The sequence below is a fragment of the Gibbsiella greigii genome, from assembly GCF_039540155.1.
Taxonomy (GTDB): Bacteria; Pseudomonadota; Gammaproteobacteria; order Enterobacterales; family Enterobacteriaceae; genus Gibbsiella; species Gibbsiella quercinecans.
Genome location: NZ_BAABEM010000011.1, coordinates 105,383 through 126,844 on the forward strand (window position 1 = coordinate 105,383; position 21,462 = coordinate 126,844).

The window sequence follows — 21,462 nt, forward strand, 5'->3', positions numbered from 1 at the left end:
AATGAATGTGGATAAACAACGACTGGCAACTCTGATTGACGACGACTTCGCCGCCCAGGTCGATATGCTGAAAGCCCTGGTGAAGACGCCGTCGGATAATCCGCCGGGCGACTGCGCCCCGCATGCGGAACGTACGGCCCAGTTGCTGGAGGAAATGGGGTTCACGGTGGAACGCCATCAGGTGCCGGCGGACGTTGTGCAGGGTGCCGGCATGCGCAGTGCAACCAACCTGATTGTGCGCGAGCATTTCGGCGCCGGCCCGACTATCGCACTCAATGCGCACGGCGATGTGGTGCCGCCGGGACAGGGCTGGAGTGTGGATCCCTACGGCGCGGAAATCCACGACGGCTGGCTATACGGCCGGGGCGCCGCGGTATCCAAATCGGATATCACCACCTTCGCCTGCGCGCTGCGGGCGTTGAAACAGCTGGCCCCTCCCCTTGCCGGCTGCGTTGAGCTGCACGTGACCTACGATGAAGAAACCGGAGGCCAGACCGGCCCGGGCTGGATCCTCGATAACGGTAAAAGTAAGCCGGATTACGTGATCTGCGCGGCGCTGCCCTACCACGTAGTTACCGCACACAACGGTTGCCTGCATCTGGAGATCACGGTAAAGGGCGTGTCAGCCCACGCGGCGATGCCAGACAGCGGCACCGATGCCATTGAGGCGGGCGTACAACTGCTGCAGGCGCTGTACGCCTATCGCGATAGTCTGGCGCAGCGCAGTTCGTCCATTCCCGGGATCGGTCATCCAACCATGGTGGTCGGCTTAATTAACGGCGGCATCAATACCAATGTGGTGGCTGATACGCTGACTCTGCGGCTGGACCGACGCATTATCCCGGAAGAATCCCCGGAAGAGGTTGAAGCAGAGATGCGCGCGCTAATCGCCCGCGTGGAGGAGACGCTGCCGCAGATCACGATTCAGGTGCGCCAAATCCTGCTGGCACGCCCGTTTACCCCGGTGGCGGGCAGCGATCGGTTGGCGGAGCTGGTATGCCGGGAAGCCGAAGCCGTACTGGGCGAACCGATTCCGGTGGTCGGCCTGCCGCTCTATACCGATGCCCGCCTCTACAGCAGCGCCGGTATTCCCACCATCATGTACGGTGCCGGTCCACGCACGCTGCTCGAAGCGAATGCCCACCGCGCTGATGAACGCGTGCGGCTGGAAGATCTGCGTCTGGCCACGCATGTTGTGGCGAACAGCCTGTTCTCTCTGTTATCCGAAGGAGTATAAAGTGATAAAAATCAACAATCTTTGCAAATCTTACGGAGACTTTCAGGTGCTGAAGAACTGCTCCGTTCAGGTGAATACCGGCGAAGTCGTTGTTATTTGCGGCCCGTCCGGCTCCGGCAAATCGACGTTAATTAAATGCATCAACGCGCTGGAAACCTTTGATCAGGGCAATATCCAGATCGATGAGATGCGGCTGGGCGATAAAAATACCCATTTGCCGGAGCTGCGCCGTCAGGTCGGCATGGTGTTTCAGTCATTCGAACTGTTCCCACATCTGACCGTGATGGATAATTTGGTGATCCCGCAGAGAAAGATCTTAAAGCGCAATAAGGCGGCCGCGCTCAGCAAAGGCCAGGCGCTGCTGCGACGCGTCGGCCTGCTGGAGCACGCCGATAAATATCCGGAGCAACTGTCCGGCGGGCAACAGCAGCGCGTCGCCATCGCCCGAGCGCTGGCGATGGAGCCTCGCGCAATGCTATTTGACGAACCGACATCTGCGTTAGATCCGGAAATGGTGGCGGAGGTGCTCGCGGTGATGGCCGAACTGGCGCACGACGGGATGACCATGTTCTGCGTAACACATGAGCTGGGCTTCGCGCGAAAAATAGCCGATCGGATATTGTTTATGGATGCAGGAGAGATTGTTGAAGATACCGACGCGGAGCAATTCTTCCAGGCGCCGAAGTCGCAGCGCGCGCGGGAATTTCTGCAGCAGGTGCTAACGCATTGAGGGAAGCTCACAAGCACACTGCCAACCGATGGCGCCACCTGGCACACGCGGTGCGGAGCCAGCCTGGCGCTGGGGGGCGGATTAGATACGCGAGAATGGCAAACTGATTATCGGCTGCGGTGGTATGAACCGAACACAGAGGTCACAGGTTATAACTCGCACAGTCAACGAGATAGATAGGTTTACTTTGCCTTGGCCTGTAACCTATGTGCCTGGTTCATACACAGTTCGAACGCCTACTAAAGAAAATTAGTATCGAGACGACTCTCAACACTGAAATAACTCACCGCCCAGGTTACGAAAAACCAGCCACATCTGGCTCCAATACCTGCAACGGCTACCCGGCACCACGGTTAATCCCCCAAAACCTCCCCTACAACGCCTTTTCCTTATTCAGCAGTTGCATCACCCGCTGGTGCTCGCCCGGCGCCAGGCGCTGGAACATGGGCAGCATGGCGGCGGCAACGTTGCCCAGGGCTTCCACCAGCGCCAGCACCCGTTCGTTCGGCGCACGGCCAAGCGGCGTGACCACGCCAAAGTAATAGGGAATATCAATCTCCAGCTCGCGGATCACCACCCCTTGCACCGGCAGGCCATAGGCCGTCACCGGTTCCAGGATTGCGATGCCCAGCCCGGCGCGCACACAGGCAAGAATATTGGCAGAGGAGTTGGTTTCAACGATCGTTTTCGGCCGGGTGCGGTGCTTTGCCAGCGCCTTATCAAAGCGGCGACGCAGGCGCCAGGGGTTGTGCGGGGCAATCAGCGGGCGCGATGCCAAATCGCCCAGGCTAATCACCGCCTTGGCCGCCAGCGGATCGGCTTCCGGCAGTGCCAGAACGCAGCGCGCCTGGCCGATCCAGTGCAGGTTTACCGCATGGTGCTCCAGCGGCAGGCTACTGATGGCCAGATCGGCCTCGCCGGTGATCACGGCATGGGCGGTTTGTTCAGCCGAGTCGCTGAGGATCTGCACGCCCGCCGTCAGCGCCATCTGCGCCAACGCCCCCGGCAATAAGCCGGAAGACATCGCCGGGGTGGCGGCAATCATCAGCGGCTTCTCCCCTGCCTGGCCGATCTCCTGCGCCCGCAGGCGAATTTGCTCCAGCGAAAGCAGCGCTTTTTCTACATATTGATGCAGCTTCAGTGCCTGTTCGGTGGGGTGAATGCGCGGGCCATTGCGCACAAACAGCGGGTAGCCCAAAGAAGCTTCAAGATCCTGAATAAGCCGGGTCACCGCCGGTTGCGAACGGCCCAACACTCTGGCCGCCGCCGTCACGCTGCCGGCAGAGATCACGGTGGCGAACGCTTCCAGTTGGCGCAGATCCAGATCGTTTAGTGATGTCATGTTACCTCTTCTCCCCTGAGCGCCGTCAGCGCCTGGGCGCGCTAAAACGCCCGATAATCCGCGATTAACCAGCGATAATAAATCGCTGTTTGTGAATAAGCTAATGATTAATTATTATTAATAAATCACATCAAACACCAATTATAATCCACAAAAAGAATAATAAACATTCGCCTCTGGCGGCCTTCTCAGGCATGCTTACCGAAGGCTGCCGCTTAAACGGCCCCGCTCCATCGCGAAATACCGATCTGAAGGAGACACTGTTCGATGAGCAGTCATCACACCACTCTGAAGGCGCTTGAACAGCGGCTGGCAGACGATCTCAGCCTGCTGGAACTGCCGGCCAAACCCTGGATCCCGCCACGCCATTACCAGCAGCATGCGGTTCATGATGTGATCATCATCGGCGCCGGCATGTGCGGCCTCACCGCCGCCGCATCACTGCGCTTTCTCGGCGTGGACAACCTGCTGTGCCTTGATAAATCGCCAGCGGGATTGGAAGGGCCCTGGCTGAAATTTGCCCGCATGGAAACGCTGCGCTCACCAAAACAGCTCACCGGCCCGGCGCTGGGCCTGCCGGCACTCACCTTCCGCGCATGGTACCAAGCGCAATTCGGCAACGCCGCCTGGGAGGCGCTCGGGAAAATCCCCCGCACCCAATGGATGGACTATCTGGCCTGGTATCGCAAGGTGCTGCAATTGCCGGTGGTTAACCAGGTTGAGGTAACGGATATTCAATCCATTGAACCCGGCCTGTTTGAGCTGCACACACAGGATTTGGCGAACGGCGGCACACAGATTAATTACGCGCGGCGCGTGGTGCTGGCGAATGGCCGCGACGGCCTGGGCGGCCCTTATGTGCCGGGCATCGCCCGCTCGGTGGATCAACGCTTCTGGGCGCACTCGGCCGATGATATCGATTTTACCCAACTCGCCGGCAAGCACATTGCGGTGATCGGTGCAGGCGCTTCGGCGATGGACAACGCCGCCACCGCGCTGGAACTGGGGGCCGCCCAGGTGGATCTGTTTATTCGCCGTGGCGATATCCCGCGCATTAATAAATTCACCGGCATCGCCAGCCAGGGTGTGGTGCACGGTTTCCAGGCGCTGGACGATCGCTGGAAGTGGAAGTTCCTGCACCATACGTTAGCGGCACAAACCCCGCCGCCGCGTGATTCAACGTTGCGCGTTTCACGCCATCCAAACGGCCGGTTTTGGCTCAATAGCCCGGTTCTGTCGCTTAAGCAACAGGGCGAGCGCGTGCTGCTGGCAACGCCTTCCGGTACCCACGAACTGGATTTTGTGATTTTCGCCACCGGCTTTCGGGTTGATCTGGCCCAAAAGCCAGAATTGGCGCGCTTTGCTTCGGCCATCAAATTTTGGCAAGACGCCTTCACGCCACCCGCCGGTGAAGAACAAGGCGAACTGGCAACCTCCCCCTATCTGGGGGATGACTTTAGCTTCCAGGAAAAGCAACCGGGCCAATGCCCTGCGTTGCACCGCATTTACTGCTTCAACTATCCCTCCACCCTCAGCCACGGCAAACTCTCCGGCGATATTCCGGCGGTGAGTGAAGGCGCGCGCCGCCTGGCGCAGGGGATTGTGCGCAGCATTTTTGTGGAAGACCGCGAAACCCACTTCGCCAACCTGGTGGCGTTTGATACGCCGGAGTTGTTAGGGGATGAATGGCAGGATGCAAACCATGAATAATCAGGGCGAAACCCCACTCAACGTGGTGGATGCCGTGGCCGGCATAGCGCCCGGCTCTGCACTGTATGCAGTACGCCGCGCCCGCCCGGAGTTTGTCGATGGCGTGGAAGCCTGCCGCGCTACTGTGCTGTGGCCCAAGAATGATCAAGGGCTCCCCAGCGCACTGCGCATCGCGCTGGCGCAACGCATAGCCCGGCTAAGCGGCAACCCGGCGCAGGCGGCGTTTTACCACACGCTCGCCCAGGGCGACGCCTATCAAGCGATCGCCAACGGCGGCTCGCCGTCGGCAGAAGACACCTGGCTGGCGGCCATCGTGCGCCATAGCGATCACGTTACCCTGCAGCCCAGGCACAGCACCGAGCAGCACATTCACACGCTGGCCGAAGCCGGCCTGAGCGCGCCGCAGATTGTCGCGCTAACGGAGCTGATAGCCTTTGTTAATTTCGAATCCCGCGTGATGGCGGGCCTACAGTTGCTGGGGGCGCTGTAACATGGCGAACAAGGCCGTAAAAGTCACGGTGAAAGCCCAGCACTGGGCGCCCTGGATCACGCCGGTTGACGTCGCGGAAGCCACGCCGGAACAGCTGGCGGCGATGCAGGTCACGCCGTCCAATACTAAAATCTCGCCCTACGTGCGCACACTGGCGCACGATCCGGAATCCTACCTGGCGCGTACCCGCCTGTTTAACGCCATCATGTACTGCCGTGGCGGCCTGGGCCGCGATGAGCGGGAACTGGGCGCGTTGGTGGCCTCTGGCGTTAACGGCTGCGTCTACTGCGCATCCGTGCATGCCCGCCGCTATCTGGAGCTTTCCGGCCGGCAGGATGTGATCAACGCCTTATATACCCAAGGCTTTAGCGCCCGTTTTGCCCCGCGTCAGCAGGCAATTATCGATTTCTGCCGCGCACTTTCGCAAAGTGCCGATGCGGTTACCGCCGAACAGCTGCAGCCGTTGTTGGCCGCCGGCCTGAGCAAAGCGGAAATCGTCGATCTGATCCACGCCGCAGCCATTTTCGGCTGGGCCAACCGGTTGATGCATACGCTGGGCCACGCCACGCCCAGGTAGGCGCCGTTTTATTTCCGCATCAGTGATAAAAAAGCGCAACGGCCGGAATGGCGGTTGCGCTTTTGGCTGTGCCGTTGCACGCCGGCTCAGCGGCGGTTGCGCAGGTAACGCCAGCCAGGCGTCAGCAGGATAAACACCGAAAGCGCGATCAGCAGCCAGGAAAGCGGCGTATTGACCAACGCCACAGGATCGCCGCCTGAAATGGTCAGCGCCAGGTTCAACTGGGTTTCGGCAATCGGCCCAAGCATCACCCCCAAAATAATCGGTGCGCTGGGGTAGCCCAATTTCTCAAGAAAATACGCCACAATGCCAATGCCGAAGAACAACCACAGATCAAACTCGGCGTTATTGACTGCATAAACCCCCACGGTGATAAACAGCATGATCACCGGTGCCAACAACACGGTCGGCAGGCGCAGCGCCTGACCAAAAATGCGCGTGGCGGTCAGCCCGCCCACCAGCACCAACATCAGGGCAGAAATCAGCATTTGCAGCATAAAACCGTAGACCACGTCGGGGTGATCCTGAAACAGCTGCGGGCCAGGGCGCAGCCCTTGCACCAACAGGCCGCCAAGGATCACCGCCGCCACCCCGGAACCGGGAATGCCCAGCGTCAGCGCCGGGATCAGCGAAGAAGCGTTATCCGCACCGTTGCCCGCTTCCGATGCCGCAACGCCGCGCGGGTTGCCATGGCCAAAGCTTTCCGGGTCTTTATCGCGGCGCTTGGCATCGTTATACGCCAGATAGCAAGACATGCTGCCGCCCGCGCCGGGCAAGATACCGATGATGATGCCAATCACCGAGCTGCGTAACCACACCGGCAAAAACTCACGCCACTTCGCCAGCACCGAGCCCTGTTTGCGCAAATGAAGCAGGTGCGAAGACATGCCTTTCAGCGTTACCTTCTCCAGCATGTGGATCACCGGCGGGAAAGCGAACAGCGCCGTCAGCAGCACCACCAGATCCAGCCCTTCCGCCAGTTCCAACCTGCCAAACGTGTAGCGCTCGTCACCGGTGGAGATATCCTGCCCGATGGTGCCAATCACCAGCCCGATAATGGCGGCAATCAGCCCTTTCAGGAAATCGTTGCCCAATAGCGAGGTGACGGTCGCCAGGCCAAGAATCGACACCCAGAAATACTCCGCTGGGCCAAATACCAGGCTGACCTTCGCCAGCCCCGGCGCAAATAAGATCAGTGAAATCGCCGAAAGCACGCTGCCCACCACGCCGGAGACTACCGCTACCTGCAGCGCATAGGCCGCCTTGCCCTGCTGGGTCAGCGCGTAGCCATCCAGCGTGGTGGCGACGGATGCCGGCGTGCCGGGGATACGCAACAAAATCGCCGGTATGGCGCCGCCGTAGCTGCCGCCGTTGTACATCCCCGCCATCATGCCAAGCGCAAACAGCGGCTCAATGCCAAAGGTGAGCGGGATCAGCACCGCAATGCCGGTCGTCACGGTCAGGCCGGGCAACGCCCCAACCACCAGGCCGGCCACCGTGCCCAGCAGCACCGCCAGCAGGTTCATGGGGGCCAGCACGAGTGGCAAGGCATTAATCAGCGCATCGATCACAATAGGCCCCCCAGGAACGACGCCACAATGCCCTGCGGCAACGGGCGTTCCAGCAGCACGTTAAACACCAGCCAGATAAACACGATGGTACCGCCGATCACCCACAGCAGTTGTTTCCAGTCGCGATAACCGGCCAGCAACGGCAGCACCAGGCCAAACAGCAGGCTGGCGGCGATATACCCCACCCAGTCCATCAGCAACAGATAGAGGAACACCAGCACAAAGCCCATCAGCACGCGGCCCGGCGCCTGAAACAAGCGTGCCGCCTGCGCGGCGGGCAAACGGCGCAGCGCCAGGAAAGATTTAACGCTGAGCACCACGCCGCAAATACCAAGCAGCACCGCCAGCGCGCGTGGGAAAGTGGCACTGGCCGCGCTGAAATGGCCGGCCTCAACATACAGCCAAATGGCTAACGCCACCCAGAGGATGGCGAACAGCAACTCAACCCAAGCCTTACGGGGGTTAAAACTTAACGCCATGGCGTGATTTTCCAGGTTTCGGCCAGGTCAGTGTTAATACGGGCGATTAACGCGCCGTAGCTTTTGGCATCCAGGTAGTTCAGCGGCATTTCGGCTTTTTGCGCGGCCGCCAGGTAGTCCGGATCGTTAACCACATCGTGCAGCGCTTTTTCCAACCTGGCGACAATCGCCGGTGGTGTGCCCTTCGGCGTAGCGATTCCCCGAGAGGCGCCGGCGATCAGATCGATATGCTGTTCGCGGAAGGTCGGCACATCTTTCACATAGTCCGAACGCTGTTCAGACATCACGCCGAGGATACGTATCTGCCCTTCACGCGCCAGTTGCAGCGCTTCGCTCAAGTTCATGGTCGCCGCCGGCACATGGTTCCCCAACACCGCCTGTTTTACCGGCGCGGTGCTGCCGAAGAAGGCGGCTTTCAATTCAACGCCCGCCAGGCGATTAAGGTTGAGCAACGCCACATGTTCAGAAGAGCCAGCCGCGCCAGACGTGCCGATCACCAGCTTGCCGGGAGCTTGCTTGCCGGCGTCGATAAACTGCTGCAGCGTTTGATACGGGCTCTTGCTATTCACCACCAGAATGGCCGGATCGTAAACAATATTGGCGATCGGCTGGAAATCATCCATGGTGTATTTGGCTTTCCCCTCCACCACCAGTGAATTGGTGGCCGGCGGGTTGATCATACCGATGGTGTAGCCATCCGGCTTGCTGCGCGCCAGCGCTGTCCAGCCGATTTCGCCGCCCGCGCCAGGTTTATTGATCACCGCCACGCGCGCGCCGTCCGCCAGGTGTTTTTCCAGGTAATGCGCAATGGTGCGCGCCGCGATGTCAGTTCCGCCGCCCGGCGCAAAGGCGACAATCATCTGGATCGGTTTATCAGGGTAACCGGCATCCGCCGTAGCAAAATTCGCGTGGAACATGGCAGCACCTGCCATTAAGCCGTATAAGCCAGAGCATAACTTCTTCATGATTTCCCCTCGATTTTGCTGTAATGCCGTGGTTACCGGTGCCATCGCCAACCTGGCATAGGTTAAATATCGCTATGATTTGTATATAAAAAAATAAGAAATACGCGCCATATGTTGCAAAATCATGCGGTAATTCATTCACCATGTACAGGCACATTTTTTTATAAAATTATGCTTTTTTATTATTAATAAACCGCATCAATAAAGTTTAACAATACTTTTTATGCATAATTGAAGGCGTCGATAGGCTAAACCATCGCTTAACGCTGGGCACGTTTAATCATGAGCTGGCTAACCGATGAAGCTTGGCCAGCCAAGGCAATGCATTGACAGCGGCAGGGCCATGCTGGCGGGGCAAATCGATTTGATTGCTGGCAGAGTGAGGGAAAAGTACCAGGCCGCCGGTCAGCGCACGGCCTGGCGCGCGGTTAATGGGCGCCGTTGGCGGCCCACCAGGCCAGCAGTTGCAGGCTGGAGGAGTAGTAGTCCCCCCCCTGGGAGAGTTGATCGCTGATGGCGCTGGTATTTGCCATGGTGAAATCGCGAATCGCCAGTTGGCCCGGCGACATCATGTAATTGGCCTTAGCACCGCTCAACACGTTGACCCAGGCCGGGGTGGCATTACGCGGGGTCTGTTGCCAGAACTGAATATAAGGCGCCAGCGCCGCTTGCCCGGGGTGCGCCCAGCGCAGATAAAGTGGGATGCGAATGGCATCGTAACTGAACAGCGCCGGCCACTTGCTGGCGGGCGCCAGGGTGCCGTCGGCATTGAGCGTAACCCAATCGGAAGGCAGCCGGTATTGGCCAAACGTCATACGGCCGAGCATCGCCAGCGCGCTGGCGTCCAAATCCTTCCACACCTTCAAATGGCTGTGTTGATAAAACGCCTGCCACGCCGGGAAAAGGAAGTAGGAAGGGTTAACGGTAACCGACGTGGTTTGGTTAAAACCGCTCAGCCCGGGCAGCATCACGGTATAACCGGCGTATTTTATCACCGTGTGTTTGATCAGCGCCGCCTGCAGCTTCTCGGAAGCCTGGGTATAGCGGCTATCATGCCATTTATCGCCGGCCAGCAGCAGCGCCCATGCCATCAGCGTATCACCGTCGGAAGCGGTATTTTTATCCGCCACCTTCGGCACGCTGTTGGGATCATAACGCCAGGAATACATCCCTACGTCGCTGCGAAACAGATTGGCGTTTGACCACTGCCACAGCTTATCAAAGGTTTGCCGATCGTTATTGAACACCGCCAGCAACATGCTGAACCCCTGCCCTTCGGTATGGCTGACGTTTTTATTCGCCGTATCAACGATACGCCCATCAGCCATCAGGAAACGCTGTTTGTAGGTTGACCAACCGTTGCCCTGGGCCAGCGCCGCTGTGGAGAACAGCGCCAGCACCAGCAGACTGATAGCCCTTATCGACCGCATAAACATTCCTTACAATCCATTTTTATAGCGGAAGATAAACGCGCCTTCCGCCGAAGTAGTCACCCAGCGCAGCGGCACGGTGGGGTGCCCGCCCTGGGACAGCAGCCATTCAGCGTACATGCCTTCAAGCAGTGAGATCAACGCCACGCGCCACAGCGCATCGTCCTGCCCCTGCGGGGACGGCGGCCATGCCAGGTGCACCAGCGTGAGCTGCTGCTGGCTGGCTTCGATGGTGACCACGCCCCAGTCAAAGCGGCTGAGGATGGCATTCATATTGTCTTCCAATTCCCCCAGCGAGCGCGAAAACGGCAGCGGATGCTGGCCGGCCAGATTCTTGCCAACCAGGTTGAGAAAGCGCCGCCCGTCTTCATCATCCGCAGAGGACAAAATGCCGGCAAACAACGCCTGGGTAAGGACTTGCCAACCGGAGACGGCCTGCTGACGATGGCGGTAATATTCCTGTTCGAGCTGTGTATAACGGTGTTCTTGCATATTCCCCACCAGCAATCAGTTGTCGCCCATCAAATAGCGGAAGTAAACCTGCGCTTTGCTTTCATTGTAGTCGCCGAAGGTATCGTAACTGACCTGGCCGCCAATGCGCATGTTTCTGTTCAGATGATAATTGCCGCCAACCCCCAAATTCCAGCCAATGCCGTTCTGGGTTTTGCCGGCGTAGTAGGCTTCGGAGGCATAGCCGGCAGCCACCAGATTTTCAAGCTCGGCCTGCAGTTCCGGGTTGTTCGGGTAGTAGGCGCTGCGATCCTGGGTGTATGACTGGTACCCCACTGCACCGCTAAGCTTCAGATCCCAGTTGCTGTATTGCTGGGTATATTCCACCGGGAACGACACGCTGACGTAGTTCTGCGGGCTGAAATAGCCCCCCTGGCCGTAGCTGTAGTAGCTGAGGTTTTTATCGAAGTTGAGGTAGCCGACGTTAATACCGGTTTTCAGCTCGCGATCGTCTTCACGATACGGGCGCACATACAGGCCGGCGTTGGCATTGACCGAGCTATTGCTGGCAACGTTATGGCCCAGATAGCTGTAATAACCGGCGCCGGCATAAAACCCGGCGTCGCCATCATCATAGGACAGGTTCAGGCTGCCGCCGTTTTTAGTAACCTGGCCCCAGCTATCGCCACTGTAGGTATCTTTGGTACCCACGTAGGACAGGTAGCTGTCGGTAACCATCCGCCGCTCAGCGGTGGCAGTCAGCGTGGTATAGTCCGTCAGCTTAGGCGACCATTGGACGCCCCCCACCAGCGTGTTGAGATCCTGGCCCAGCGGCGTGCTGCCGATATCCGCCCGGTAGTTATCGCCGGACAGCGCCAGGTTCAGTTCTACCCCGGTGGTGCTTTGATCGCCAGCGGCCGGTGCGGAATAGGTGGTTGGATCCATACCACTGATAGCGCTATAGGCATCGCACTGTGTGTCTGATGCGGTTTGTGAACTGCTGCTACAACTGCTGCTATAGGCTCTGGTGGCGGCGGTCTGCAACGCCGACAGCGTATCCCCGGAAATCCCCAGCGTGCTCGCATACCCTTCGGCATCTTCTTTTGCATACTGTGCCTGGGCAAGCGCTCCCTGGCCAAAACGCGTGTTGCCGGTGCCGGACGGGTTGCCGGCATTCAGGGAAACCGGCGTCGCCGTCAGGCTTAAGCGCGAGGTTTCAAACGGCACAAACGAGAAGGTCATCGGCGCCTTGGCTTCCGTCAGTTGGCTGAGGCCGCTTTCGCCATCGCGCCCACGCACCGACAGATCGCCCTGTACCCACGTGGCCGTTTTGTCCCGCAGGCGATCGAGCATGGTGTCGATCTGCTGCTCCGTCGCACTGCGCTGCGCCACCGCGGTAGGCACACTGCCCGTCTGCAATGCCGCCGTGCCGGAAGAAAGCTGATCGGACTGCTGCCACGGCATCACCGTGCCGTAGACCGACTGCGTCGTCGGCCGGTTGCCGCGCGTCGTGCGATCGACAAACGGGTTGTCGGCCATCTGCAGGCCGGCGATTTGCAATGCGCCTTCCCCGCCGCCCAGACCAATCATTTTCCCTTTGGCGGAGCGCAACAGCGCCTGCGCCTGCTGGTGATCGCCCTTCGCTTCCGCCACCCTGGCCGCCAACAGCAGACGATCCGGCGTGCGTGGGCCAGTCAGCCCTTGCATCAACGTATCCGCCCGCTGGGTATCCCCTTCAGCCAACGCGATATTGATCGCCCCCATACGCGCATCCTGCCCCGGGGTGTCATTGTTCATCAGGTAGGTATAGACCTGATTCGCCTGTTGGTTCATTTTGCCCGACTGGTACAGGCGCGCCATTGCCAGCATCAGATCGCGGTTTTGCGGATCGGCCTGCAGCGCTACCACCAGCCGATCGTAGGCCTCGGCATATTGGCCCTGCTCGCGCAGCCGATCGGCTTCGTTAATCACAAAGCCGTTGCGAATATCCGCCAGCACCGTTGAGGAGGTTGAAGACTGAATCTGCGGATCCTGCAAGAAGGCCAGCGCTTCATTGCTCAGGCCGGCCTCATTGAGCACCGCCACCTGATCGGCATAGTCGCCGGCATTGCCTTTCACCCCGGCCTGCATACTCTGGCGCACCAGTTGCACCGCCAGCGGCAGTTGCCCGGTCGCGGCCAGTTTCTTCGCCAATGCGCCCACATCGGCTGGCGCAGCCGGTGGGTTTTGCGCCAGCGCGCGCAGCGTATTGGCGGCGGCAACGCTGTTGCCCTGTTGCAGATAGGCATCGGCGGCGGCCATCTGCTGGTTGAAATTGGCACGCTGGTTCAGCTCACGCATGGCCGCCGTCTGGCTGCCCGACGGAATGCGCGCCATCAACGCACGGGTATAAGGCCAGTTTTGTTTTTCCGAAGCGAACAATGCGGCGGCGTACAAATCGGTGGCGCCGGCCCCCGGGCGCTCCAGCGGCAGCATCAGTGCCTGGGCCTGCGCGGTTTGCCCCTGCTGCTGCAGGATGCGCGCCATATCCAGCCGCACCCAGACGTTGCCGGGCTGGCGCGCCTGCGCCTGTTGCAACAGGCTCAGGGCTCGTTGCGGCTCGCCATTGGCCACTGCCTGGGCCGCCTGGCGGCGCAGCGGTTCAATGGCATCCACCACCGGCGGCGCCTGCAGCCGGCTGCGCAATTCAGCCGGCAACGTTTGCAACACTTGATCGGCCTGCGCCGTTTTGTTCTGCTGGCGCAGCACGTAATACAACCCGGCGCGGGCATTCTGGTTACTGCCCAGCGCGCTGTATTGCTGCTCAGCCGCCGCCAGATCCCCTTTGCGGCGCAGAATATCGGCACGCAGCAGCGCGGCGGATACGCCCTTGTCGTCGCTGCCTTGCGCCAGCGGCGTGACGGCAGCCAGCGCGGCGTCATAGTTGCCGCGGTCCGCACTCGCTTTGGCGTTGGCCAACTGCGCATAGAAAGCGGCGTCTTCCGCCTGGCTTTTCAGCTGTTCGCTATTCGCGCCGCCCTGCTGGGCCGCGCGTGACAGGTAGTCGGCTGCTTGGGCAAAATCGCCGCTGCGCTGGGCGATATACCCCAGGCCGGCCAGCGCATCCTGATCGTTCGGATTGCCGGCCAGCACGCTGTTAAACTGGCTTTTCGCCGCGTTGACATCGCCGCTGTTTAGCGCCGTGAACCCCTGGCTTTTGGCGGCGCCGCCGATGTTCTTCTGGAAATAGCCCATCACCGCCGTATCATTCGGGTGGCGCGCCTGGTACTCCTGATAAACATCACGATCGCTTTCCTGCGGAGCCTGCCACAACAATGCCTGGCGCAAAGCGCGATCGGCCTCGGGGCTGTCGGCCGCCATGCCGTTCAGCAAGGCAATCCCCTGGCGGCGGGTGGTTTCCTGATAGGTCATGACCTTGCCCAGCGCCAGGCGCGCTTCGGCATCGCCCGGGCGCTGGGCAACCCGTTGTTCCAGGCTGGCTATCGCCTGCGGCAACAGTCTTTTATCCCCCGCCATGGTGAGGTAATATTCGGTCGCCAGGCTGTCCAATGGGGTATCGCCGTTGAAAATCACGCGGTAAGCGGCCAGCGCGCCGGTAATGTTGCCCTGCGCCGCCATCTGGCGCGCCGAAGCAAGCTGTGAAGGCGGCACCGCGCGCAGCGTCTTGGCGTTGCCCAGTTCAATCAGCAACGGATCCTGCGGTGATACCTTCGCCAGCCGCTCACGCCACTGGGTCGCCGCCGCCGTATTGCCGCTTTGCAGGGAATACAGCGCCATCAGATACAGCGCCCGGCTGTTGTTCGGATCGACCAGCAGCACTTTCTGCAGGGCGTCTTTCGCCAGCTCATCGTGCGCCCGCGCGTGCCAGTACTCCGCCTGCTCAAACAGCGCCTTCATCGCCGGGTTGGGGGCATCCGCCGCCAGAGCCGGCATCGCGCCCGCAAGGATGCCAGCGCTGCCGACCAGGTACAGCACCCTGAGTATTGCCAAAGACAGCGTTGTTCTTTTCATTTTCCACCCCGGGAATCGCCAGGCTGCTTAATAGGTAATGCGTTTATCATTGTCATCATCGTTATTTCTTCGGCTGCTTGCCCAAGCGCCTGGCTGAATGGCGCACCAGCATCAAATAGGCCGCGCTGCCCGCGATCAGGGAAAGCGCCACGGCGATCCACGCCAGGATCACAATATGGGTGCTGGCATACCAGATCACCATCATATGCCAGGGCATTTGGCCGCTTGGGAACTGTTGGCCAACGCTGAAGCTGCGCACGCCACTTTCATCGGTGATCACGGCGAGATCGCCGCGCACGCCGGCGTTGATCTCCGGCGACTTCAGATCGTTATGGATTTTTGCCAGTTCCTGCTCGTCGCTGCCGGTTACCAGCACCACAACATGATTGGCCGACCACGGTGAACGGTAGCTGACAAAGCCGCGCCACTCGCCGTTAGACTGCAGGTAACGATCGGCATCCAGCGGTTGGGTATACCAATCGCCGGTCAGCCAGGACACCAGGCGCCGTAACTGGGTGGTTTTTTTCACCGCCAGTAAATCAGCACTGACGTCAAACGGCGACTGCTGCAGCAACCGTTGGTTAAACCCGGAGTTCGCCAGCGTACTGACCGCCAGAATATCGCGGGCAAACAGTGGGTTTTCCTGGGCGTTATCCGGCAGGCCAAACGCCACCTGCACGTTACCGATCGGCACCCCGGTGGCATTACCGGCACGGGCGCTCATGTTCATCAGGCTACGGATTTCCCCTGCACTGGGCGCTTCCGGCAACAGCAGCAGGCTGCTGGAAAAATCCGCCAGTTTAGAGAAAGGATAGGAAGCGCCGACAAAATAGGACAGGTTCGGTAGCTGGGTAAAATGGTAGCTGCCGCTCAGATCGATATATGAGCGCGGATCAATGCGACTTTTGCTGTTATTGCTGGTGAGAATGCTGCACGGAGTGCCCTGCTTCGGCTTGATGTCGAAGTAAAACTGCAGTTGGTTATCGCCGTAGATCAGGTAAGGGGAAAGCTGCAACGTGTAGCTTTCCTGGCGGCTGTCGCCCCCCAGACGGCGCCAGATGTTCTCCAACAGGCCGACTTTATTCACCGTCAGATCGCGCAGGAAGGTACCGTTGATCGACACGTTGAGCCGCGATCGATCTTCATCAATCCAGTGATCCGCCGGGAAGTGATAATCAAGGCGCAGCGGAATATGGCGGCCGTCCCACATGAACAGATCCGGTGCGGCGCGGAAAGCCACCTTGATACCTTCATGGTAAATGCCGTTCGATGTCAGCACATTGTTCTGATCGCGGCCGATCAGTTCGCCCAGAGTCACCGGTTGCGAAGTATCAATCCAGCGCGGGGCATCATAAGGCGCCCTCGACGGGATCAGGGTGTTGTCCACAGCCACCGTATCCATCTGTTCGGGCAGCGGGCTGGTCACCAGCCGGTAGGCGGCCTGGCGCAGTTGGACATCATTATTGCCCAGCACCAGCAACAGTTTATAAACCGGGTTAACCGGGTTATTGATAACCTTGAGTGAAGCGCCATTGCTGGCCGGCAGCGTCAGCGAGCCGATTTTGTCGCCCGGCCGGCCAAACAAAATGCCGTTTTGCTCCGGCAGATCGCCCAGCACCACGGGAAAATCCACGCCACGATAATCGGACACCATGCCAAAATAAGAGGCGACGATGGCGGCGGCACTAACGTCGCCCGGCTTCATCGCGGAGGAGAACGCCAGCGGGATTTTCGATTCCTGCATTTGCAACGAATCAAAGAATGGCCGTGGGAAATGGCCCAAATCCGGGCTGCTGTCCAGTTGTAACCCTTCCAGCTTCAACACGCTGTTCGGTTGCACGGTCACCCAATACTGTGAGGATTCCGACGCCTGGCAGGTCATGCTGTCGCCGCCGCTCACCCGGAAACTCAGGTTGTTGCTGGAGACGATCATCGCGCCGGGAATATCCAGCTCATAGGTGCCGTTGCCGCCGCTATCCTGGCTGAGCGGCAGGCTGCCCAGCGGCTGGCCGTTGAGCATCAGATCGAGCGATGCGTCGCGGGCCAACAACGCCGGCGACACCTTCAGCACCAGGGTCAATTTGGCATTGGTGATCACCTGATCGCGCGGCAGCGTGAACGTGATGCCGGATTGCAATTGCACGCCGCTCAGCGTCAGGCCGCCGGGCTGCCCCATTTCCGCGATGGTCAGATCCGTGGCGAGCGGCTGCGCCGCTGGCCCGCCGGGCGGCGGCGTAACCGGCTCATCTGTTTGTTGTTGGGCTGTGGGTGCAGCACCCACAGCCTCCGGCGCCGTAGGCGCCGGAGGTAACCAGTCTGGCAGCGCCACCGCTGCGCCGCCGGCCGCCGGGGCGGCCTCTTCTGCGGGGCTCTGCGCGGCGGGGAATAGGCCGAGCATCAGCAGCAGGCTGCTGAGCAGTTTATGGCCGCGAGGTACGCGCTTGCCGTTTTTCACACTGTATTTCATGCCGCTTCACCTTTGCTGGCAGGCGCAGCAGGCTTGTTTTTGGCCCGACGCTCTTTCCATGTGTTGTAAAAAAGCTCAAAGACACAGCGCACAATGCTGGCCAGAGAGCGCAGCGGGTTATCCTGTGGATAACTCTCGCCGATCCAGGCGTCCGCACGGCATAACACGATGCGCACCAACTCACGGCGCCGTGGTAAAGACAGGTTCTTGAACTGCAGACGAAGGCGCTCTTTGTCGCCGCTGACTTGCCGCACCGGGAAACTTTCGGCGCCGGAAGATAGCTGAATCTCCACATCCTCAATATCTTCATTCAGGTAGCGCTCATCCGGGGTGATCAGTTGAACGCCGCCCATCGAGATATCAATGGTGGTGGTGCGCAGGGAAATACCGTTGGCGTAGTGGATAATCGCCGGGATCGCCGCTTCCACGCGGATAGTTTTGCGCACCTGGCGGGTTTCCTTGGCAACGGCGATCGCCGCCAGCAGGATCAGTACGCTAAATCCGCCCCACAGCACGTTCAGCGCCACTACGCGCGGATCCACGCCAAAGTAATCGTGGAAAATGGCCCGCACAATGCCGTAACCGATACCGATCGTCATCAACACAGCGATGATCAGGTGCGGTTTTACGATGTTGAAGTCGAAGAAACCGACGTCCAGCAGCCCGCCTTTATCCGTCACGTTGAATTTGCCGCGCTTGGGCGCCAGCATGGTGACGAGCGTCGGCAATACCAGATGAAACGCCATTACGGTATCGTAAATTTCGCCCCAGAAACTGTAGCGATAGCGGCCGTTCATGCGCGAGTTGACATAGATCGACATCACCAGGTGCGGCAGCGCATAGGCAAAAATCAGGCTGGCCGATGAGGAGATGATGTTGAGGTTAAACAACAGGTAGACGCTCGGCGCCGTCAGGAACACCACCCGCGGCAGCCCCAGTTGGTAATACAGCATGGCGCTGAGGTAGCACAGGCGCTGCGGCAGCTTCAGCCCACGGCCAAGCAGCGGGTTGTCGACGCGGAAAATCTGCGTCATACCACGCGCCCAGCGGGTGCGCTGAACAATGTGCAGCCCCAGGCGCTCCGTCGCCAGCCCGGCGGCCAGCGGAATCGACAGGAAGGCGGTATTCCAACCGCGGCGCTGCATTTTCAATGCGGTGTGGGCGTCTTCGGTGACGGTCTCAACGGCAAAGCCGCCGACTTCATCCAGCGCAGTACGGCGGATAACCGCACAAGAGCCGCAGAAAAAGGTGGCGTTCCAGTTGTCATTGCCCTGCTGGATCGGGCCGTAGAACAGCGCCCCTTCGCCCGGCATGGCACGTGCGGCGGACAGGTTGCGTTCGAACGGATCGGGGGAATAAAAGTAGTGCGGCGTCTGCACCAGCGCCAGGCGGGGGTCCTTCAGAAAGCCGCCCACCGTCGCCTGCAAGAAAGCGCGGGTGGCCACGTGGTCGCAGTCAAATACGCAGATCAATTCGCCTTTGGTGACCTTCATCGCATGGTTCAGGTTGCCGGCTTTGGCGTGCGAGTGCTCCGCGCGGGTGATGTAACCCACGCCGGCGTCGGCCGCGAACACGGCGAACTCGTTGCGCGTGCCGTCATCCAACACATAGATTTTTATTTTATCTTTTGGGTAATCAATGCATTGTGCGGCCAGTACGGTGTCGCGCACCACGTCCAGGCTTTCGTTGTAGGTGGGGATATAAACATCCACCGTCGGCCAAAGCGCGGTGTCATCCGGCAACGGCTCAATCTTGCGCTGCAGCGGCCAGGTGGTTTGCAGGTAGCCCAGCAGCAAAATCCCCCAGATATACAGCTCGGCCAGGTAAAGCCCAATGCCCAGAATGGCTTCGATGGTGGAATTAAAATGCAGTGTTTCCGTTGTGCGCCAGTAAATATAACGTATCGACATCATGGCCGACATAATGACCATCACAACCGTAATACGCTTGCTTTTGCTTTGCCCCAGCAAAAACAATATGGCGATACTAATCAGACCGAAAATATACTGTTTCTCGCTATCCATCGGCGTAATGATAATCACCACGGCAACCGGTAATAGCAAAAGCATCAGGAGATAAAAAAGTATTTTATTCATAATAATCAGGCCACCAAAAAAATAATATTGATAATTATTTATATCTAATCGTGCGAATCATTCCCCCACACCGATTTTAATCCCCAAAATGGCGGCAACCTTTTTGCTAATCAATTCAATATCAAACGCCGAAGCAGATACCGGATTAAAGTCAATTATGGCCTGTTGCGAAGCGTTAGCCTCCGGCACACACTCATCCCGGTGAACCGTTCCTAATAAATGGTCATGCAAGCGCTGCTCAAAAAACTGCGTGACGTCACGGCTTAACGTACGGCGGGTATCAATTTGGTTAACGACATAATACTCACCATTTTTATTATTGAGCGGCATGCCGATTAATTTATGTTGCTCCATATGCGGCAACAGCGACAGCGAGGCGGTATCCGCCAGCATCACCACCACATGCAAATCGGCGATGGCCTGCACCGCTTTGAGCGCCGGCCCTGGGCCTGGCGGAAAGTCGGCGATAATCACCAGCCCTGGATAATTCAATACGGTATTCAGGCCGCGCTTCAAAAACAGCGGATCGGCCGCCAAATGGTGCTCAAACGCCAGGCGCTGATCTTCCGTCACATCGCCATAGGGCAACACAAAGGTATTCGAGCCGGCTTTTAAAATAAACTGGCTCCAGTCAGATTCTTCCGCGGCATTCGCCACAAAGCCGCGCGTATCCGAAATCGGCACGCCAAAGTGCAAACGCAGTGCGTTCTGCACGTCAAAATCAATCACCAGAACTTTACTGCCACTGCGGGCCAGGGAATAGGCCAAATTGGCAGCTATCGTGGTTTTCCCTACGCCACCTTTTGGCGAACAAACGCAAACTAACGGCATAATGCAATCATCTCTAGCAAGGGTTGGAGCGGTGTGTCGCGAGGTAATAATGCCGCAGCCTGCTGCGGTGCTTTTTGCTTAAACATTTGGCGGAACCCGCTATCCGCTGCCGCTGGCGGCGCTGTAGCCGCTACCGGTGCCGTTAACGGCGCCTTCTCCGGCAAAGAAGGGGCAGCCGATGGCGCAGCTTCCTGCTGGCCTGGCGGCAAAAGCTGATTAAGGGAATCGAGCAGGTTCTGCTGGTGGCCTGGGGTAATGGATGCTGCTTGCAGCGCCGGGTTTTCATCCTCCAGCGCCACCGAGGGCGCCGATTGCGGCGGCAATATCGCATGCAGGGAATCCATCAGACGGGAACCCGGTACCGGCGGCGGCACTTCGGAAGAAAAAGGATCAATCGCAGGAGCAGAAGTGGCTTTTGGTGTGCGCGGTGCGGCAACCGCCGTTTCAGCTTGTTTACGCGCTTGCCGGGCCGCATTGGCAAACTCTTCAGCGCTCACGGGCTGCGGCGCGGATTGGGTAGTCATGCCTTTACCAAAAGGAAGATCGGAATCTTCTTCAATGGCGGAAATTTGTTTAATCAAACTCCATTTTTTCATTGAGGTTGCCAGATCCTCTTCCACTACCCTTTCATTTATCTCTTTATAATCAATGCCTTCCACTTTTGTTTTTTCGATAAAACGCTTGATATCATCGTACTTATTCATATAGGCAACCCTGTCTGGATTATCTTTTTATCCACGCGAAAGGCACTGACATCACCATTAATCAGGGAGACAAACGGCGGGTTCATAGTAAAAAAACACAGTCCTTTGTAAAAACACCGTATTACGCTTTAATGTTACTCAAAGTGTAACGAAGATCAAAAAAATATCACGAGATTATTTTTACTGTGTACAGAAAAACATCTGTAAAGGCACATAAAGGAAACAAATATAAACCCGACGTAATTATTGATTACACTGCATAATCCTTATACCCATTAGTTTTATTAAAACATTTTATACCCGTCATACTTCAAGCTGCAGGTGTGTTGGCTTTCCTCGCTCACCCCAGTCACTTACTGGAGTAAGCTCCTG

16 protein-coding genes are annotated in these 21,462 nt (G+C 58.6%); 5 read left to right on the forward strand and 11 right to left on the reverse strand.

Annotated features, from left to right (window positions below; translation table 11 throughout):
* Position 1: 1 nt before the first annotated feature.
* Both AC559G_RS11650 and AC559G_RS11655 read left to right on the forward strand, forming a co-directional pair.
* Entirely contained in the window at positions 2-1,237 is a 1,236-nt protein-coding gene (locus AC559G_RS11650; protein ID WP_498912657.1) for a zinc-binding metallopeptidase family protein, read from the forward strand.
* A gap of 1 nt (position 1,238) precedes the next feature.
* Positions 1,239-1,967: an amino acid ABC transporter ATP-binding protein gene (locus AC559G_RS11655; RefSeq protein WP_498912658.1), complete on the forward strand. Its 729-nt coding sequence runs from the start codon at positions 1,239-1,241 to the stop codon at positions 1,965-1,967.
* Between the two features lie 373 nt (positions 1,968-2,340).
* On the opposite strand, the gene AC559G_RS11660 is transcribed toward AC559G_RS11655, so the two are convergent.
* Positions 2,341-3,309, reverse strand: a complete 969-nt coding sequence (locus AC559G_RS11660; RefSeq protein ID WP_498912659.1) for a LysR family transcriptional regulator — start codon at positions 3,307-3,309, stop codon at positions 2,341-2,343.
* 267 nt (positions 3,310-3,576) lie between these two features.
* On the opposite strand from AC559G_RS11660, the gene AC559G_RS11665 reads away from it, so the two are divergent.
* Genes AC559G_RS11665 through AC559G_RS11675 form a run of 3 tightly spaced genes read left to right on the forward strand, consistent with a single transcriptional unit; the run spans position 3,577 to position 6,086 of the window.
* Positions 3,577-5,019, forward strand: coding sequence for an NAD(P)/FAD-dependent oxidoreductase (locus tag AC559G_RS11665; protein ID WP_498912660.1), 1,443 nt, complete (start codon positions 3,577-3,579; stop codon positions 5,017-5,019).
* Positions 5,012-5,509, forward strand: a complete 498-nt coding sequence (locus AC559G_RS11670) for a CMD domain-containing protein (RefSeq protein WP_498912661.1) — start codon at positions 5,012-5,014, stop codon at positions 5,507-5,509. Before AC559G_RS11665 ends, AC559G_RS11670 begins: the two co-directional genes overlap by 8 nt.
* 1 nt (position 5,510) lies before the next feature.
* Positions 5,511-6,086: a peroxidase-related enzyme gene (locus AC559G_RS11675; RefSeq protein ID WP_095847526.1), complete on the forward strand. Its 576-nt coding sequence runs from the start codon at positions 5,511-5,513 to the stop codon at positions 6,084-6,086.
* A gap of 86 nt (positions 6,087-6,172) precedes the next feature.
* Here AC559G_RS11675 and AC559G_RS11680 read toward each other — a convergent pair whose 3' ends face one another.
* From AC559G_RS11680 to bcsO, 10 genes are all read right to left on the reverse strand, one after another.
* Positions 6,173-7,657, reverse strand: coding sequence for a tripartite tricarboxylate transporter permease (locus AC559G_RS11680; protein ID WP_279026360.1), 1,485 nt, complete (start codon positions 7,655-7,657; stop codon positions 6,173-6,175).
* Positions 7,654-8,136: a tripartite tricarboxylate transporter TctB family protein gene (locus AC559G_RS11685; protein ID WP_498912662.1), complete on the reverse strand. Its 483-nt coding sequence runs from the start codon at positions 8,134-8,136 to the stop codon at positions 7,654-7,656. Before AC559G_RS11685 ends, AC559G_RS11680 begins: the two co-directional genes overlap by 4 nt.
* Positions 8,127-9,053 (reverse strand): tripartite tricarboxylate transporter substrate binding protein, encoded by a 927-nt coding sequence (locus AC559G_RS11690; protein ID WP_498912663.1) that lies wholly within the window; start codon positions 9,051-9,053, stop codon positions 8,127-8,129. Before AC559G_RS11690 ends, AC559G_RS11685 begins: the two co-directional genes overlap by 10 nt.
* Positions 9,054-9,529: 476 nt before the next feature.
* On the reverse strand, positions 9,530-10,537 hold the full coding sequence (locus AC559G_RS11695; protein WP_498912664.1) for a family 8 glycosyl hydrolase: 1,008 nt from the start codon (positions 10,535-10,537) through the stop codon (positions 9,530-9,532).
* 3 nt (positions 10,538-10,540) lie between these two features.
* Entirely contained in the window at positions 10,541-11,023 is a 483-nt protein-coding gene (bcsD, locus tag AC559G_RS11700; protein WP_498912665.1) for a cellulose biosynthesis protein BcsD, read from the reverse strand.
* A gap of 15 nt (positions 11,024-11,038) precedes the next feature.
* The gene (locus tag AC559G_RS11705) at positions 11,039-14,992 is read right to left on the reverse strand and encodes a cellulose biosynthesis protein BcsC (RefSeq protein WP_498912666.1); all 3,954 of its coding nucleotides are present in this window, start codon (positions 14,990-14,992) and stop codon (positions 11,039-11,041) included.
* Positions 14,993-15,053: 61 nt separating this feature from the next.
* Complete coding sequence (bcsB, locus tag AC559G_RS11710; RefSeq protein ID WP_498912667.1) at positions 15,054-17,459, reverse strand: cellulose biosynthesis cyclic di-GMP-binding regulatory protein BcsB; 2,406 nt, start codon at positions 17,457-17,459, stop codon at positions 15,054-15,056.
* The gene (gene bcsA, locus AC559G_RS11715; protein WP_498912668.1) at positions 17,456-19,555 is read right to left on the reverse strand and encodes a glycosyltransferase family protein; all 2,100 of its coding nucleotides are present in this window, start codon (positions 19,553-19,555) and stop codon (positions 17,456-17,458) included. The genes bcsB and bcsA overlap by 4 nt, the downstream gene beginning before the upstream one ends.
* Positions 19,556-19,612: 57 nt before the next feature.
* Complete coding sequence (gene bcsQ, locus AC559G_RS11720) at positions 19,613-20,386, reverse strand: cellulose biosynthesis protein BcsQ (RefSeq protein ID WP_438596649.1); 774 nt, start codon at positions 20,384-20,386, stop codon at positions 19,613-19,615.
* Positions 20,377-21,090 (reverse strand): cellulose biosynthesis protein BcsO, encoded by a 714-nt coding sequence (gene bcsO, locus AC559G_RS11725; protein ID WP_498912669.1) that lies wholly within the window; start codon positions 21,088-21,090, stop codon positions 20,377-20,379. Before bcsO ends, bcsQ begins: the two co-directional genes overlap by 10 nt.
* Between the last annotated feature and the right edge of the window lie 372 nt (positions 21,091-21,462).

Coding starts and splice junctions, on each gene's coding strand:
- AC559G_RS11650 (WP_498912657.1), top strand. CDS start 2: ATGAATGTGGATAAACAACGACTGGCAACTCTGATTGACGACGACTTC.
- AC559G_RS11660 (WP_498912659.1), bottom strand. CDS start 3,309: ATGACATCACTAAACGATCTGGATCTGCGCCAACTGGAAGCGTTCGCC.
- AC559G_RS11665 (WP_498912660.1), top strand. CDS start 3,577: ATGAGCAGTCATCACACCACTCTGAAGGCGCTTGAACAGCGGCTGGCA.
- AC559G_RS11670 (WP_498912661.1), top strand. CDS start 5,012: ATGAATAATCAGGGCGAAACCCCACTCAACGTGGTGGATGCCGTGGCC.
- AC559G_RS11675 (WP_095847526.1), top strand. CDS start 5,511: ATGGCGAACAAGGCCGTAAAAGTCACGGTGAAAGCCCAGCACTGGGCG.
- AC559G_RS11685 (WP_498912662.1), bottom strand. CDS start 8,136: ATGGCGTTAAGTTTTAACCCCCGTAAGGCTTGGGTTGAGTTGCTGTTC.
- AC559G_RS11690 (WP_498912663.1), bottom strand. CDS start 9,053: ATGTTCCACGCGAATTTTGCTACGGCGGATGCCGGTTACCCTGATAAA.
- AC559G_RS11695 (WP_498912664.1), bottom strand. CDS start 10,537: ATGTTTATGCGGTCGATAAGGGCTATCAGTCTGCTGGTGCTGGCGCTG.
- bcsD (WP_498912665.1), bottom strand. CDS start 11,023: ATGCAAGAACACCGTTATACACAGCTCGAACAGGAATATTACCGCCAT.
- AC559G_RS11705 (WP_498912666.1), bottom strand. CDS start 14,992: ATGAAAAGAACAACGCTGTCTTTGGCAATACTCAGGGTGCTGTACCTG.
- bcsB (WP_498912667.1), bottom strand. CDS start 17,459: ATGAAATACAGTGTGAAAAACGGCAAGCGCGTACCTCGCGGCCATAAA.
- bcsA (WP_498912668.1), bottom strand. CDS start 19,555: ATGAATAAAATACTTTTTTATCTCCTGATGCTTTTGCTATTACCGGTT.
- bcsQ (WP_438596649.1), bottom strand. CDS start 20,386: ATGCCGTTAGTTTGCGTTTGTTCGCCAAAAGGTGGCGTAGGGAAAACC.
- bcsO (WP_498912669.1), bottom strand. CDS start 21,090: ATGAATAAGTACGATGATATCAAGCGTTTTATCGAAAAAACAAAAGTG.